At 38.8% G+C, this 16,267-nt stretch carries 18 protein-coding genes; 14 read left to right on the top strand and 4 right to left on the bottom strand.

The features are described from left to right. Window positions 1–5: 5 nt before the first annotated feature. The 12 genes from ACFSR6_RS10365 to ACFSR6_RS10310 all read left to right on the top strand — a co-directional run bounded on the left by ACFSR6_RS10365 (window position 6) and on the right by ACFSR6_RS10310 (window position 10,208). Window positions 6–920, top strand: a complete 915-nt coding sequence (locus ACFSR6_RS10365; RefSeq protein WP_379078395.1) for a hypothetical protein — start codon at window positions 6–8, stop codon at window positions 918–920. Window positions 921–995: 75 nt separating this feature from the next. Next, complete coding sequence (locus ACFSR6_RS10360) at window positions 996–2,366, top strand: TlpA family protein disulfide reductase (RefSeq protein WP_379078393.1); 1,371 nt, start codon at window positions 996–998, stop codon at window positions 2,364–2,366. Then, a complete protein-coding gene (locus tag ACFSR6_RS10355; RefSeq protein WP_379078391.1) occupies window positions 2,363–3,469 on the top strand; it encodes a thioredoxin family protein in 1,107 nt (368 codons plus the stop codon). Before ACFSR6_RS10360 ends, ACFSR6_RS10355 begins: the two co-directional genes overlap by 4 nt. A gap of 24 nt (window positions 3,470–3,493) precedes the next feature. Then, window positions 3,494–4,399: a S1 family peptidase gene (locus ACFSR6_RS10350; RefSeq protein WP_379078389.1), complete on the top strand. Its 906-nt coding sequence runs from the start codon at window positions 3,494–3,496 to the stop codon at window positions 4,397–4,399. Window positions 4,400–4,607: 208 nt separating this feature from the next. After that, a complete protein-coding gene (locus ACFSR6_RS10345; RefSeq protein WP_379078387.1) occupies window positions 4,608–5,390 on the top strand; it encodes an alpha/beta fold hydrolase in 783 nt (260 codons plus the stop codon). 78 nt (window positions 5,391–5,468) lie between these two features. Further along, window positions 5,469–6,161 (top strand): GNAT family N-acetyltransferase, encoded by a 693-nt coding sequence (locus ACFSR6_RS10340; protein WP_379078385.1) that lies wholly within the window; start codon window positions 5,469–5,471, stop codon window positions 6,159–6,161. 75 nt (window positions 6,162–6,236) lie between these two features. After that, window positions 6,237–6,461 carry a CDGSH iron-sulfur domain-containing protein gene (locus tag ACFSR6_RS10335; protein ID WP_183765915.1) on the top strand — a complete coding sequence of 75 codons (225 nt, stop codon included), beginning with the start codon at window positions 6,237–6,239 and terminating at the stop codon, window positions 6,459–6,461. A gap of 214 nt (window positions 6,462–6,675) precedes the next feature. Then, window positions 6,676–6,870 carry a hypothetical protein gene (locus ACFSR6_RS10330; protein ID WP_379078383.1) on the top strand — a complete coding sequence of 65 codons (195 nt, stop codon included), beginning with the start codon at window positions 6,676–6,678 and terminating at the stop codon, window positions 6,868–6,870. A gap of 75 nt (window positions 6,871–6,945) precedes the next feature. Next, window positions 6,946–7,338, top strand: a complete 393-nt coding sequence (locus ACFSR6_RS10325) for a hypothetical protein (protein ID WP_379078381.1) — start codon at window positions 6,946–6,948, stop codon at window positions 7,336–7,338. 276 nt (window positions 7,339–7,614) lie between these two features. Then, window positions 7,615–7,917, top strand: coding sequence for an ArsR/SmtB family transcription factor (locus ACFSR6_RS10320; protein WP_379078379.1), 303 nt, complete (start codon window positions 7,615–7,617; stop codon window positions 7,915–7,917). A gap of 11 nt (window positions 7,918–7,928) precedes the next feature. After that, window positions 7,929–9,029: an NADH:flavin oxidoreductase gene (locus tag ACFSR6_RS10315; RefSeq protein WP_379078377.1), complete on the top strand. Its 1,101-nt coding sequence runs from the start codon at window positions 7,929–7,931 to the stop codon at window positions 9,027–9,029. A gap of 288 nt (window positions 9,030–9,317) precedes the next feature. After that, the gene (locus ACFSR6_RS10310; RefSeq protein WP_379078375.1) at window positions 9,318–10,208 is read left to right on the top strand and encodes a pirin family protein; all 891 of its coding nucleotides are present in this window, start codon (window positions 9,318–9,320) and stop codon (window positions 10,206–10,208) included. On the opposite strand, the gene ACFSR6_RS10305 is transcribed toward ACFSR6_RS10310, so the two are convergent. Both ACFSR6_RS10305 and ACFSR6_RS10300 read right to left on the bottom strand, forming a co-directional pair. Further along, a complete protein-coding gene (locus tag ACFSR6_RS10305) occupies window positions 10,205–11,395 on the bottom strand; it encodes a hypothetical protein (protein ID WP_379078373.1) in 1,191 nt (396 codons plus the stop codon). The genes ACFSR6_RS10310 and ACFSR6_RS10305 overlap by 4 nt on opposite strands. Then, window positions 11,392–12,030, bottom strand: coding sequence for an RNA polymerase sigma factor (locus ACFSR6_RS10300; RefSeq protein ID WP_379078371.1), 639 nt, complete (start codon window positions 12,028–12,030; stop codon window positions 11,392–11,394). The genes ACFSR6_RS10305 and ACFSR6_RS10300 overlap by 4 nt, the downstream gene beginning before the upstream one ends. A 176-nt stretch (window positions 12,031–12,206) precedes the next feature. Between ACFSR6_RS10300 and ACFSR6_RS10295 the strand changes: the two genes are divergently transcribed. After that, complete coding sequence (locus tag ACFSR6_RS10295) at window positions 12,207–13,067, top strand: hypothetical protein (RefSeq protein WP_379078369.1); 861 nt, start codon at window positions 12,207–12,209, stop codon at window positions 13,065–13,067. A gap of 57 nt (window positions 13,068–13,124) precedes the next feature. Here ACFSR6_RS10295 and ACFSR6_RS10290 read toward each other — a convergent pair whose 3' ends face one another. Continuing rightward, window positions 13,125–13,523, bottom strand: a complete 399-nt coding sequence (locus ACFSR6_RS10290; protein ID WP_183765932.1) for an HIT family protein — start codon at window positions 13,521–13,523, stop codon at window positions 13,125–13,127. Between the two features lie 86 nt (window positions 13,524–13,609). Beyond that, window positions 13,610–14,083 (bottom strand): transcription elongation factor GreA, encoded by a 474-nt coding sequence (gene greA, locus ACFSR6_RS10285; protein ID WP_039472782.1) that lies wholly within the window; start codon window positions 14,081–14,083, stop codon window positions 13,610–13,612. Between the two features lie 308 nt (window positions 14,084–14,391). Between greA and ACFSR6_RS10280 the strand changes: the two genes are divergently transcribed. Further along, window positions 14,392–16,263, top strand: coding sequence for a M1 family metallopeptidase (locus ACFSR6_RS10280; RefSeq protein ID WP_379078366.1), 1,872 nt, complete (start codon window positions 14,392–14,394; stop codon window positions 16,261–16,263). Window positions 16,264–16,267 lie beyond the last annotated feature (4 nt).

The following is a 16,267-nucleotide window of genomic DNA, read 5'->3' as shown; positions in this document are numbered from 1 at the left end:
TCAAGATGAAAAATATTTTATTTGTGATAACAGCATGCTTTACGCTTACGCTGGTTTCATGCAGAAAAGAGCCTTTTACCGTATTCCCGGATTATGATAAAAACTGGTTGGCCATGGAAGATAATCCTAATGATGCGACAATCCATGCCAATTTCCAGTTTTATAAGGAAACCGGCATCCCGGTATTTGTTAATGATACCATTGGTTCACAAAAGCGTGTAGATGTTTTTGGGAAAACTTATACTTATTACGAAGTTTTATCATTAAGCTATTCGCTTGGTGGCATACAAAGTGGTCCGCCACCTGTGGTACAATCATTCACTTACTGTAATAAAACAGATGTGCCTAATGCACTAACGTTTTTAAGAACTGAAATTATACCCATAATAACAGGTAAAATCCATGTTCCAAGTATTCTTTTGGTTGAAAACATGAATACCAATGCTTTCGGAAGCTATGCTTATAAAGGATTTAATACCGTAGTAGTTGCTCAAGTTTCAAAAATCCCAGCAATGAGCGCAGCTACCAAAGCGGATTACAAAGCTGCCATATTAAGGTCTATGCTTACCAATTCAGTATTGGATAATAAATATGCGAGTATCCTGGATAAGTTTTATGCTGTTTCCAGAAAATATGTAACCGGTCGGGATGCTTATGGGTTAAATTCTTTCTACTTAACAAGCACTTATATTGTGGGCTTACCAGCCCCTTTCACCTTTCAGGCATTAGGTTTTCTTGGGCCAGACACCAGAATTACCTCATCATCACCCATATCTACCTGGCTAGATGTGAGTATGTATATAGAAGCCGCTATGGTGAATACTGATGATCAATTCAAACAAAAATATGCTGCATATCCCAATATCCTAACTAAATACGGTTACATCCGCCAAATTTTAAATGATTTGGGTATAAAATAATCATAACAAAGAATATAATCACTTGTCGGTAAGCACTATTGCGCTTGCCGACCTCAAAACAATTACTAACTTATAATGAAAAAAACACTAATTTTTTCTGTGATGCTGGCGGTATCTGCATCATCATGGGCACAAACCGCTGTTATTAAAGGAAAATTCCATAAGCTTTTGCCAAATGGCAGGGAAACCCAGGAGGTTTTCTTTTCTAAACCTGAAGATGGTGAAATTCAGGTTATTCTCCCGATGGTAAAAAGCAGACAAGACCAAATTTTCCGTGGCGAAGTGAAGAAGGAAGATCTGAATACCATCCGTTATGTAGGGGTATTTGATGAACAGTATGCTGTTTACCTGAAAGCTGGCGAGGAGCTGAATGTAGATGCCGGTGACGGACAAATTGTTTATTCAGGCAATATCAATAAAGAAAACCAAGTATTTGCAGACTGGTATAAAATGATAAAGCCATTGAGAAACTATGGTTATACCAAAGATGGCTATCGGTTACCATCTGCCGGTTATCTGAAAATCATCGATTCGCTTAAAGCCCCCGTAGAACAGTTTATCAAAAATATCAATACCGGAAATACAGCTTTCGATAAACAGGCTAAATATTTTTTAACTTATAGTTATAAATATGATGTGATTATCCCTACCGCTTCTGGTTTGAACATCGGAAAGAAAGATGAATATCCTGAGAGTCTGGTAAAATTTTATAATGATGAAAAATGGACGGACGCCAATATCTGGAACTTGCCTATGGGTTATCATTACATGCTTTACTTCGCCTTTGTGAAACATATCATCTATAATTCGAAACAAGGTATGGCTGCAGATATGCTTATCCCGGAAATTTCTAATAAAGAACTGAAAGCTAAATTTATTGTGGCACAGGCAGAAAGAGGTGCAAACATGAACTTTGTTCAATACCTGGAACGCAATGAGCAGTATATGCAAACCAACCAACAGCGAGACAAAATGAAAGCAATGTTGAAAAGAGCCCGTATGCAACAACCTGGTGGAGATTGGATTGACTTTTCTTATCCTGATGCAACCGGTAAGATGCACAAATTGTCAGAAAACCTTGGCAAAGTTGTGTTGATTGACGTTTGGGCAACCTGGTGTGCACCCTGCCTAAAAGAACAACCTGCTTTGGAGGAACTTGAAAAGTCTTTTGAGGGCAAAGATGTTGTTTTCATCAGTCTTTCTATTGATACAGATAAAGCCAAATGGCAGAAAATGGTGGAAGAGAAAAAATTATCAGGTTTACATTTATTCACTAATAATCAAGGGTCGGTAGTTAGCGACTATGAAGTAACAGAAATTCCCAGATTTATTTTGTTTGATAAAAATGGTAAAACGGTAAACATTAATGCCCCGAGACCATCAGAAGCTAAATTAAAAACCCTTATTGAATCTACACTTAAAGGAGAAAACTTAAAAACAAAATGAGAAAATTAGTTATTATAGCTTTAATCTGCTTTACTGCATTAAGCTGGAGGTCTGGATTCGCCCAGGGAATAAATTTCGAAACAACCAGCCTTGCTGTGGCTATGGGAAAAGCAGGAAATCCGGCTGAACCAAAATTGATTTTAATAGACTGCTATACCACCTGGTGTATTCCATGTATAGAAATGTCACAACAAGAATTTCCTAAAAAAGTTGCTGGCGACTATTTTAATCCCAGGTTTGTATCTATCAAATTTGACATGGAAAAGGGAGAAGGCAAGGAGATCGGTAAGAAATACAATGTTACAGCGTATCCCACCTTTCTCATTTTAAATGCTCAAGGTCAGGAAATCAACAGGATCGTTGGTAAAGCAACAGCCGAAGAATTTATAGAAAAGGCAAAAAGTGCGCTGGATCCTAAAAACTCTTTGGCTGGTTTAAAAGCTGCTTATGAGGAGAGCAAAAATATGCAAACAGGATTTCCTTATGCCTTGGCGCTTTATCAAAGTTCAAAAGATCCTTCTCCTGTTCTTGAAGAACTATTCGACAATGCACAGGATTTTGAACGGTTCAGCAAAGCTTATTTGGAGTTGGCTTTTGGCATTACGAAGTTTGGTAGTCCTTTCTTCAGAAAATTAATGTTAGAGAAAGCAAATATTGATGCGGCCTGGGGTACCGAAGTAACAAATCGAATCATATTCGATAAAATACGTAAAGATATGTACCAAATTGCTAATGAAACTGCAGCAAAGTACAATATCGTTTATACTCCAAAAGAAGTGGAGGAGATTGCCTACACGATATCATTGCTGAAGTTACCTAAAGATAAAGCTGAAACACATATGTGCCGACTTGCACTTTATGTAATTAACCAGGATTTAGATGGATTAATTGCCTACTATAAGCGTCATATTGCACTGATACCAAATACTGACGTATTCAAAGACATGTTAGATGGGATGCTAATGCAAAAGATGGCTAAAGCTAATGAGAAGCAAAAAATCGCAATCAAAGAATATTTTAGTGGATTAGTGAAGATTCATGATAGGGAAGCGCAAAGGTATCGCTCTCTGGCTGAAAATCTGAATAAGACAGCCGGTAAATAGGTAACGCGTAAGATTGTAAGAAAGATGTTAGCAAAAAAAACACTTAAAAAAGGCATAAGTATAGCAACAGGTATATTTTTACTTGCTGTTGGTACTACCCATGCCCAGACCTTTACCGACGATGCAAAGATTTTAACCGACTACCAAAAGTCATTAGATTCTTTATTTCTTAAGGTGAAAACTATTACCGCTATCGATGCACAAACTCAATTGGCAGAAAATACGGGCTCTATTTCCCTGAATCTGATGAAGCCGAATAAAAAGGCACAAACCGGGAACGAAATCTATGAGCATGCAAAATCTGCAACGGTAACCGTAGGTATTGCCTACCTCTGCCCAAGATGCAGCAATTCCCACATCAGCGAATCTTCGGGATATGTAATAGATCAGAAAGGTATTGTGGTAACAAATTACCATGTAGCCGCAATGTATGCGAATATCAAAGATGGAAATAAGCCGCTGGGACTTACGGTTAGGATGGCTGATGGAAAAACCTACGCAGTAAAAAGTATACTTGCCTGTTCAAAAACCAACGATTTAGCGGTACTTGAATTACTAACCGGGGGAGAGAAAATTCCTGCTTTGTCATTAGCCCAAGCTGGCAAGGTAGGTGATCAGGTGTATGTGTTAGGCCACCCCAAAGGTATGCACTACTTTTTTAGTGAAGGGATAGTAACCAACAAGTACATGGAAGAGGCAGGAGAGCATGACAAGAAGTTTTTCCGTGAAATGATGGCTATTTCGGCTGATTATGCTACTGGTTCAAGCGGTGGCCCGGTCATGGATCGTTATGGTAATGTAATTGGTACAGTATCCAATACCAAAATGTTTACCCATAGCGAAATGAATCCCAGCGTGCAGATGGTAGTGAAGAATACCGTACCTGTAGAATCACTATGGAAACTGGTTAATACCGGATCAAATCACTAAAATTATAAACAAAACTGTTTAGTCTTACCACCAAGCTCAGATACCCGCGATTAAAAACCGCGGGTATTTTAATTTAATTTCTAAAAAACGAGCCTATTAGCACTTGAAAGCTATAGCTCAAATGGCTCAAACCACCCTAAAATTGTCTGTTATAGGCACCTTATTTCAAAGTAGCTTATTTAGATTTGTTTAGCAAAATTTTAAACTGATGCAAACATATAATAAAGCCGGGTATGAAAAGGTAAATGGCATTAACATGTATTATGAAATTTACGATGAGGGAGAAATTCCACTGGTATTGATACATGGTGGCGGTTCAACCATTCAATCTACATTCAGGAGGTTTATTCCGTTCTTAGTAAAATCTGGCCGCGTTATAGCTGTAGAGCTTCAGGCGCATGGGCGTACCAGCGACCGTGAGCAGGCAGAATCTTTTGAACAGGATGCGAAAGATGTGATTACGTTATTAAATCAGCTAAAAATAGCAAAGGCCAACTTTTTAGGTTTCAGCAATGGTGGTACAACCACTTTGCATATTGCAGCACATCATCCGGCGGTGGTGAATAAAATCATTGTTATTTCGGCCAATTACCAAAGAGAAGGCTTAATTGATGGCTTCTATAATGGCTTTGGAGACGCAACCATAGCACATATGCCCGAGCCGCTTAAAGCGGCTTTTTTAGCTGTAAATCCTGATCAAAATGCATTACAGACAATGTTCGAAAAGGACAAGCAGCGTATGCTGGATTTTACCGATCTGAGCGATAATGACCTGAAGGGCATTACTTCTGATACACTTCTAATGGTTGGGGATAAAGATGTAATTAAACCCGAACATATAGTTAAAATGTCAGGATTGATTACAAATGCCCAACTGGTTATTTTACCCGGTGTGCATGGCGCCATGATTGGCGAAAACCTTAATCCCAATGTAAGTGACAAAACGATACAGATTACTGCCTACCTGGTGGATACTTTTTTAAACCAATAGGTAAGCTGTGAGGAGCTGAACAGGTTAATCCATATAAAAATTACCCCCGTCTGATGAAGCATTTAATATCTTTACCAGATGGAACACGTATTGGATAATCCGATTTATTATGCCCTATCATCTGCACACAGCCATATGGCAAAAGGATCTGATCGGGTAAAGTACTATGTTGAAGACATCACCGCATTTGCCGGTTTAAAAGATAATTCGCAGGACGATCTAAATACCCTTTATCAGATCAGTCCTGCAGAAAGCTTTTTCATATTTTTCTCAAAAACACCTGTAGAAATACCTGAGCAGTGGAAACTGTTAACCCAAATCGATATGTTTCAGTTGGTTTTTCGAGGCAAGGAAATGCCAATAGCAGACGTAAGAGGTATAACAGACCTCGATCTGAAACATGTTACAGAAATGATCGACCTGGTAGAGCTGACCAAACCAGGACCATTTCTGGCCAAAACCATCGCACTCAGCAATTACACGGGTATATTTGTTAATGACAAATTAGCCTCGATGGCCGGGCACCGTTTTTTCCCAAGTCCCTATCGCGAAATAAGTGCGGTTTGTACCCATCCCGATCATTTGGGTAAAGGTTATGCATTTAAAATTTTGCAGGAACAGATTAAAAGAATACTGCTCCGTTCAGAAATACCTTTCCTGCATGTTAGAAACGACAATGAGGGTGCAATTAAACTTTATCAGAAACTGGGTTTCGAGATCAGGACAGATATGATTGCATACGTTATCAAAAAAGAAGCTCAAACCAAATAGAGAATGGTTCTAAATAGAAATCTCGCCAAAAATTGCGGTTTCTATGTCTTAGTTTTGCAGCAAACAAACACATACATGTCTAAAACAAAACTTACCATTAACAATAACGGCTCAGTTAAAATTGAGGGCGATTTCGAAATTGTGGATAGAGACGGAAATGCTTATGGCTTACAGGGTAGAGAAGTAGTTTCGATCTGCCGTTGTGGTTTATCCAAAAACAAACCTTTTTGCGATGGCGCACATAAAGGCCATTTTGAACACGAAGCAGTTGCATTCGACCTTCCCCCTAAAAAAGTTTAATAAATAGCAATTAAAAGCATCAATCTATTAAGATTGGTGCTTTTTTGTTTTATGCTCAACAAAGAAAATTATTAACCGATCTGTATCCAAAGCAGGTTGGCCAAGCAGGAAAAACTCGGCTTAAAACTCAATTTACCTGGTTGATCGGTTCGCTACATTTTTACTGGAACTTTTTATACAATTCAATGTTAAATGAATAGATAACCTGTTCATTATGGCAAAAGAGAAGAAAAAAAGCAAAAGGAAAAAAGATAAAAAGAAAGGCAAGAAAAAGAATAAGTTAGGCGTTAAAAATTCGCTGGTAAACAATATTAACGCCCGAAAGAAAAAAGGCAAATCAAGATCAAAGAAGAATTCAAAAATTAGTAAAAAAGCATACAAAAAAATGCAAGAAGGCTGGAAGAAATAATTAGCGGCTTATGTGCTTGCTCAGTGAAGGGTAGATAATGATAAAATTCGGCTATCTTTGTACAAAATAAAATCGATGGCGGTATTACATAAAAAAGAAGAAAAAATTCAGGCAGTACTGGGTAGGTTGCCTAAAAAATATACAGACGAACAATTTGTAGAGATGTTCATTAAGCTTTACTCTAAAGATTGGGGCAAAATTAAATCAGCGTATATCAAACAATCGCAGGATAAAGAGCCTGGAGCCATCATTAATATGCCTAAACCAGAGGTATACTTACGACAGATCCTCTCCACTTACCTGCAACAGGATCATGCTCCTAAGGCTGTAGAAATTAAAGAAGAGCCTGTTACCGAAGTTACAAAAACGAAAGTACCTGCAAAGAAAAAGACCGAAGCCGCTGAACAAAACCAGGCAGTTGAAAAGAAAGCAAAAACAGCGATTAAAAAAACAACAATAAAAAAATAAAAAATATTTTTCATCAGATATAATAAATCACCTTTTTGGTTGTTTATATATATGAGAGCGTTAATTTAGATGACGGGGATAGGTCGGTATGATTTATCCCCGTTCTTTTTTTAAGCTTTTTTCCCTTTTTATCTTCTCTGTTATTCTGATCGAAGCGAAGAATCTTGAGCTTTCAGTTCATACCATAATTCATTTACATAGGCCTGGTTTTACATCCAATTGTAAACTTTATTCTTTTAATTGGCATATCGGGAAAAGTCGATATACATTTGCAGCATGGATCAAGTAGAAATATTTAAAGCCCTTTCGAACAAAACGCGTTTAGAAATTCTAGGCTGGCTGAAGGAACCTGCAATACACTTCCCTGATCAGCCAAATCCCAACTTCGAAGCTGTTGGTGTTTGTGTGGGTCAGATTCAGATTAAAAGTGGCTTGTCTCAGAGTACCATTTCAGAATACCTTTCTATTCTGCAACGTGCTGATTTAATAAGCTCTACCCGTGTCGGACAATGGACTTATTACAAGCGTAACCAGGAAGGTTTGGAAAAATTAAGTAAAATCATCAATACAGAATTGTAATTTAGAAATATATGAACACAGATAGTTTATTCAGGCCTTTTAGCCTTAAAACATTAAATATCAAAAACAGAATAGTAATGGCACCTATGACGAGGTCATTTTCTCCGGGAGGTGTACCAACAGCCGAGGTTGCAGCTTATTACGCAAAGAGAGCAGCTGGAGAAGTAGGCTTAATTTTATCTGAAGGAACAGTAATTAACCGTCCATCTTCATCTGCAGATCCTAACATCCCGCATTTTTACGGCACCGAAGCATTAGCAGGCTGGGAGAATGTGATTAAAAGTGTGCACCAGGCTGGCGGACAAATGGGTCCACAGATCTGGCACCAGGGTATTCATGCCAATCATGCTTCCGGTTGGTTACCAAGTGCTCCATTTGAAGGCCCCTCATCTTTTAACAGTCCGGGATTCGAAAACGGCGTAGCGATGACCGATGCTGCCATTGCTGATACCATAGCTGCTTTTGGTCAGGCTGCTGCAGATGCTAAAGCCCTGGGTTTCGATACCGTTGAAATACATGGTGCACATCAATACCTGATTGACCAGTTTTTCTGGGATGCGACCAATAACCGTACGGATATTTATGGTGGTAAAACATTGGCAGAACGTACCCGTTTTGCAGTTGAGGTAATTAAAGAAGTGCGCAAAAGAGTTGGAGAAGATTTCGCTTTGATTATTCGCTTATCACAATTTAAGCCTGCTGCTTACGATTTCAAACTGGCTAAAAACGAACAGGAATTGGAACAATGGTTAACCCCGTTGGCGGAAGCAGGAATTGATATTTTCCATTGTTCGCAACGCCGTTTCTGGGAGCCTGAGTTTGAAGGCTCTGACTTAAATTTTGCTGGATGGGCCAAAAAAGTAACAGGAAAAACCACAATCTCAGTGGGCTCAGTTGGTTTAGACGGCGATTTCTTTGGTGCCTTCGCAGGTCAAAGCTCGCAGCCTAGCTCACTAGACGAACTGGTACGTAGAATGGACCGGGGCGACTTCGATTTAATAGCAGTTGGCCGTCCGCTTCTGGCAGATCCGAACTGGGTAGAAAAAATTAAACACAACCGCACAGAAGATTTGAAAGGCTTTAGCAAAGAAGCTTTAGCACAATTGGTTTAATTCCCTATTTTTTTCTTTTTAAGTTTAGAAGAGCATCCCTTTCGGGATGCTTTTTTTGTTAGTTGTGATGTCAGATGTTACATATAATTCTGGATTTAAATCTCATTTATCTTTTACAGAAGCACTGATAAGAATGAAATCTTTTCCTTATAATCAGTTTTGCAAAAAGTATAAAAAACGCTTTAATTAGCGGTAGGCCCTTCAACAAGCTCAGGGTGACATTTCCGCTTTTATGGTATCAATCCCAGCCTTTTTCCTTAAATTCACCCCAATAAAATTGATTATCCCATGTCGAACATTAAACTCATTATAGAAGAAAGACCTGCAAATATTGGTAATTTCATGGTTGGCAGGCTCCTCCCTTTCAGGGAGAAACGTATGGTCGGCCCATTTTCCTTTATTGACCATATGGGACCTGCTGCAATGAGCGATCATGAAAATCTCGATGTTCCACCCCACCCGCATATCGGCTTATCTACTTTAACCTTTTTGTTCGAGGGCGAGGTTGCACATAAAGATAGTTTAGGATCAGATATTGTGATTAAACCCGGGCAGGTAAACTGGATGACATCAGGCAGCGGTATTGTACACTCAGAAAGAACACCGGAGTACCTGCGTCACTCCGATAAAATGTTACATGGTTTACAAATCTGGGTGGCTTTACCTAAGGCCCTGGAACAAATGGAACCAGAATTTTTCCATGTGGAAGCTACCGATATCCCTGCATGGGAGCAAGATGGCGTTGCTGTTAAATTAATTGCAGGAGAAGCTTTTGGCCGTAAATCGCCCGTGCCTGTTTATAGTCCGCTGTATTTTTTAGAGTTAAAAAGTACCGATCGCCAAAAGGTAAATATCGGCAGCTCTCTCTTCGGAGAAAGTGCGCTGTATATTTTAGAAGGCGCTATTGAGAGTGATGGGCATATTTTCGAACCCCGGCAGATTTTAATTGCCAACGATGCCAAACTCTGCGAATTTACCATGCAGGCAAATACCACGATTTACATTTTCGGTGGCGAACCTTTTCCTGAAGAACGCTTTATTTACTGGAATTTTGTGGCCTCGGACAGAGAATTGATTGAAAAAGCAAAGCAAAAATGGTTAGAACAAAGCTTTAAACCTGTACCAGGTGAAACAGACTTTGTGCCTTTGCCCGATCCAATCAAAAATATTAAGCATTAATTCTTTTTAAATAGGTTCATGTTTACCGAAATGGCCACACCTGTTGATGACAGTTTAGCATTTCCATAGCCTATATCCGTTAACGGAATTTTCATAAAAGGTTTAGCGCTGATGCTTAAATTATTATTTATTTTGTGCTGAAACTCCAGGCCAACATTGGCAATACCCAAATAATGCTGGTTCTGGTTTCTTACTGTATAATCTTTTGGTCCCTTGTAAGCAGCTCCATCATAAGAATAGGTGTATTGCTCTTTTAACATTAAATAGCTGGATAGGCCGGTACTTACCGAAATCGAATTTCTCCGCCCATTAAAAACTTTATAGTTTACGTTTAAAGGGATATCGATCACATCACAGTTGGCGTGGATATTTGATGGCGCAACATTAAAAACATAATTCGTATTAGGTTTGTATAAGCTAAAATCTGAGTTATAAATTTTCTTGGCATAAGCGGCTCCCGTAGTAATGCTTATCCTTTTTGTAACCGCATAAGTTGCTTCTACCCCAAAACTACCGCTCAAACTACTTTGCCCAGATTTTTGCACACTGGTTAAATCTGGCGCAGCTAAAATACTCAACGCAAATCTCGATTTTTGCTTCAAAACCGGAGTTTTGACCCGATCAGGCCTGCCTGTTTCAACACTGGTGCTTAAATGCTCTTCTTTAAATTGAACCTCATTAATTTTTGAGTTTAGTACTGGCTTAAACGGTATGCCAGCCAGCATGTTGCCATTATTTGCCAAAATTTCATCCGTTTTTTGCCCATTTTCTACTTCCGGAGCAAAAATATTCTTGTTATCCTGTTTTTGTACTACCCCGATACTTCTTTTATTTATGGATAATGGGTTCGGATCTGAATTTACTCCCTGATCAGTTGGTTTTACAGGTATTTCAGTCGGTTTTACAATATTATCACTCGATTTTTTAATATTATTTTGGTTTCCTTTATCTGTTTTGGCCCCTGCTATCGCCTCAATTTTATCGCTAGGTTTAACTAATAAAAATACGATCAGTAACATTGCCGCAATTCCGGCCACAGCGGCATACCAAAACAAAGGTATTATCCTTCTTTTTGGTGATGGATGCAATCTTTCCTCCAGATTATCCCAATCTAAATCATTAAAGGGCAGATCAGGTGTTTCCAAGCCATCCTTAAATAATTTATCTATATCTTTTCCCTCTTTCATTGCATATTTGTGTTTAGCCTTACCTGTAAAAGGTTTCTATCTACTTCCGAACTTCCAACCTGGTAAGTTTTCGCATCTGTTGCTTTTAGCATTTCCTGTAATTTCTGTCGTGCCTTAAACAGGTTCGACTTTGAAGTTCCGACAGATATACCAAGCATTGCTGCTATTTCTTCGTGGTTATAACCATCTATTGCAAAAAGATTAAAAACCGTTCGGTAGGCTGGGCTTAAGTTTTGAACCATGGCTAGCAGATCCTGGTAAGCCAGTTTATCGTATACAGAATTTGCCTGTGCAATATTTTCATGGTCCTGTATATCTGTATGATCTGCAAATTTTAAATTGGCGCGGTAATAATCAATGGCAGTATTGGTTATTATCCGGCCCAGCCATGGCATAAAAGCCTTTGAAGTTTCATATTTAGCTATATTCTTGAAAGCTTTAAAAAAGCCATCGTTCAATATTCCCGCAGCATCTAGCCTATCATTTGCATATCGCAAACAAATTCCCATAGCAAAGCTATAGAAATGCTTGTATAGCGCTTTCTGACTATCTCTTTCATTTCTAATACAGCCTTGGATATACTCTTGTACAATATCTTCACTATCGCGGGTAGCGGTCACAAGTTCTCCTTTCAAAATGCATTACGATGAAGAACAACGAAAGGTTGCTTCAAAAATTACTTTTCTAAAAATATTTTACATTATTCATTTTGGTTCAAAAATCTTCATTGCGCAGGCAACCGTTTACAACTATAGGGCGTAATAGCTACATATCAATTTTTACTAAAGTTAAAACTAAAAACAAAAATCTTATGCTAAGTGACTTAAAAAAGAATCTATTGGCTGTTGTTTGTATAGCCATAGTGCTTACTGCCTGTAAGAAAAATAGTTCAGACGAACCTACAACTCCGCCTGCTAACAATAATAAGGGAATCCAATTGGCAACCGACACCAAATTCGGATCAGTATTAACAGATAAAGATGGCAAAACCTTATACTTTTTTGCATCAGATGCTGCGGGTACACCAACCTGTGTTGGTGGCTGCGAAACAGCATGGCCCCTTTATTATTCTGCTGATGCCAGCACCGATTTAAACCTGAATAAAGCAGAAGTTGGTGAGGTAACCCGGGCCGATGGGCGTAAACAAAGTACTTACAAGGGCTATCCGCTTTATTATTATGCTGGTGATGCGGCAAAAGGCGACATTAAAGGTGATGGGGTTGGCGGAATATGGTTTGTAGCAAAGCCCGATTATTCGTTAATGCTGGCCAATGCACAGTTGTTTGGGAACAACACCAATTATACCAGCACTTATGCCGTAGGTACTGGCAACACCATTTACCTAACTGATAGCAAAGGACGCACCTTATACGCTTTTGCACCAGATAAAAACGGTGTAAATACTTATACAAAGAGCACTACACAAGAAGGTATCTGGCCGGTTTATGAATCTGATGTGCTAAGCGTGCCCTCTGCTGTTGCAAAAGCTGATGTTAGCGTAATTACTGTGGCCACAATAGGCAAAAAACAGTTAACTTATAAAGGATGGCCATTATACTACTGGATATCAGATCTAAAAAGAGGCGATAACCTCGGCATAGTAATTGGAAAAGGTCCGGGTTTAACCTGGCCTGTATTACAACTGAATGCCACTGTTGCTCCGGCACCATAAAAATACTTGGGTTAGACGGGTAGAATGGTCGGCTGAGGTTTTCACAGCCGGCCTTTTTTATACCTCCAGCAAGGCCTGCCTGATTTTTTCAGCTGCCTCAGCCAATTCCTCATTGGTTGGCTTTAATTTTTCTTTACTGAAGTTCATATCGCTTACATTATTCATTGGAATTAAATGAATGTGTGCATGCGGAACCTCCAGTCCAATTACCGAAACGCCTACTTTTTTGCATGGAAAAGCTATTTTTACACCTTTTGCTACAATTTTAGCGAACATCCATAAACCAACATACAGGTCTTCATCCATATCGAAGATATAATCAACTTCAATTTTCGGAATTACGAGTACATGGCCGGCCGTTAATGGCGAAACATCTAAAAACGCTAAATATTCTACAGTTTCAGCAACCACATGTGCAGGAATTTCGCCCGCAACAATTTTTGAGAAAATAGTCATTTAAGGTATAGGGTTTAGGGGGTGTAAGGCTTAGGGTTTTTATAGCGGAGTGTAGACCTTAAGCCTTAAACCCTCCGCCTTTTACCTTATCTCGAAATCTCGAGCACTTCGAACTGCATTTTACCTGCAGGCACTTCAATTTCGGCAAATTCGCCTACCGATTTACCCAGTAAGCCCTGTGCAATCGGCGATTTAACCGAAATTTTTCCGGTTTTTAAATCTGCTTCACTTTCTGCAACCAATTGGTAAGTCATGGTCGCACCATTTTTAACATTCTTTATTTTAACAATGGATAGCGCAAGTACTTTTGATAAATCCAAACGCGATTCATCAATCAAACGTGCATTTGCTAACGTGTTCTGTAATTTCGCTATTTTCGCTTCGTGCAAACCCTGCGCCTCTTTTGCCGCATCGTATTCTGCATTCTCCGATAAATCACCTTTATCCCTCGCTTCTGCAATTGCTTTAGATATTAGCTGACGACCGGTGGTTGTTAAATAATGAACTTCTTCCTTTAATTTATCTAACCCCTCTTGGGTGTAGTATGTTACCTCTGTCATTGCTCTATTAATTTTATTCAAACGCTATAAAAAACAAACAAGACTATATAGTTGGCTTGCTACATAGTCTTGCTTCAATTATAACGAAGATAAAATGTGGAAATTACAAAAGCAAATAAATACTCATGATTTTTACGATTTAAGGATTAATCAGGCTTAATATCCCCTGATCACTTAAATAAATGCAATAGATACTACCTGTGCCAGCCCACAACAGATGCAGCTTTATATACTAAAAACATAACATTTACTCATACAAGCATTTAAAATTCATTAATTTTACTTTTAACTCAAATTATTCTTTAAAAATGAAAAAGTTATTCTCTATTGCCCTGCTCGTTTGCTTGAGTACTTATATTGCTTCTGCCCAGGAGCTTTATATGCCCCGGAATATTAAAGCAGCGTATGCTAAGGGTACACGTGCCATGAATGGACAACCCGGCCCAAATTATTGGCAAAACCATGGTAAATACAATATGGATATTAAGGTAGATGCCGAAACCAAAGTAGTGAGTGGTAATGAAGAAATTTTATACAGCAACAACAGTCCCGATACTTTAAGAACCCTGGCTATCCGTTTCGTAAACAACCTGCATAAACCAACCTCGCCAAGAGGAGGAGCCGTGAGTGAAGATTTTTTGACTACCGGTTTAAATATTACTGCTTTTTCCGTAGATGGCGAAACATATAAAGTTGACAGCAAAAGTTGGGGAACAGTGGGTAAGGTAACGCTGAAAAAACCTTTATTGCCAAAATCGAAAATTACAGTTAAAATAGAATGGGATTATCCATTATCGAAAGAAAGCGGCCGCGAAGGGCAAATTGATCCAAACTCTTTTTTTGTGGCCTACAGCTACCCGCGTATTTCGGTATATGATGATTATAATGGTTGGGACCGCATTCCACATACAGACAGGGCCGAATTTTATAACGATTTTAACGATTACGAATTCTCGGTTAAAGCACCTAAAAACTATATAGTTTATGCAACCGGCGATTTTCTCAACCCGGATGAGGTGTTGCAACCAGAAATTTCTGCCCGGTTAAAAAAATCGTATAATGGTGATGAAATAATCCATATTGCTACCGGGGAGGAAATGAAAAATGGTAAAGTAACGCAGCAAAAAGACTGGAATACCTGGAAATTTGCGGTAAACCACATTACCGATGTTACTTTTGCCATGAGCAACCACTACGTTTGGGACGGTGCGAGCGTAATTGTAGATAAAAAGACCAACCGCCGTGCAAGTGCCCAAGCCGCCTATAACCCAACCACCGGAACAGATTTTATCAACTCGGTTAAATACAATCTTAATGCTTTAGATTGGTTCTCAAACAACTGGCCCGGAATCCCTTATCCTTATGCTAAAACAATTGCTTTTCAGGGTTTTGCAGATATGGAATATCCAATGATGGTTAACGATTCCCAATTTGGGGATCCTGTTTTCGCACAGCTGGTACAGGACCATGAAGTTGCACATACGTATTTTCCTTTTTATATGGGGATTAATGAAACCCGTTATGCTTATATGGACGAAGGCTGGGCCACTACATTCGAATATTTAATCGGCATTGCCGAACACGGTAAACAGGCTGCCGATAATTTTTACAAAAAATTCAGGGTAAACGGCTATATTAATGATAAATCTACCGAAGAAGACCAACCTGTAATCTCAATGTCTGATCAGGTTTCGGGATCAGGTTACGGGAATAACTCTTACGGAAAGGCCTCATTATCTTATCTGGCGCTTAAAGATCTGTTAGGAGACGATTTATTCAAAAAAGCGCTTCACACCTACATGAGCAACTGGAATGGTAAACACCCAATTCCATGGGATTACTTTAATTCAATGAATGCGGGTTCGGGGCAGAATTTAAACTGGTTTTTCCAAAATTGGTTTTTCACAAATAACTATCTCGATTTAGCCATTGGCAAAGTAACACCTGCAAAAGGAAAATCAACCATAACAGTTAAAAATATAGGCGGATTTGCCATCCCATTCGATGTTGTGGTTACTTACTCTGATGGAAAAACTGAAACTATCCATAAAACCCCGGTAGTTTGGAAAGCAAATCAAAAAGAAACCAGCATAACGATTAATACGGCTAAAAAAATAAAATCAATTACTTTAGATAATGGTATTTATGTAGATGCTACGCCTAATGATAATATTTGGTAAGTGA

The sequence above is a fragment of the Pedobacter vanadiisoli genome (assembly GCF_042684385.1).
GTDB lineage: Bacteria > Bacteroidota > Bacteroidia > Sphingobacteriales > Sphingobacteriaceae > Pedobacter > Pedobacter vanadiisoli.
This window is presented reverse-complemented; position numbering and strand designations above follow the sequence as displayed.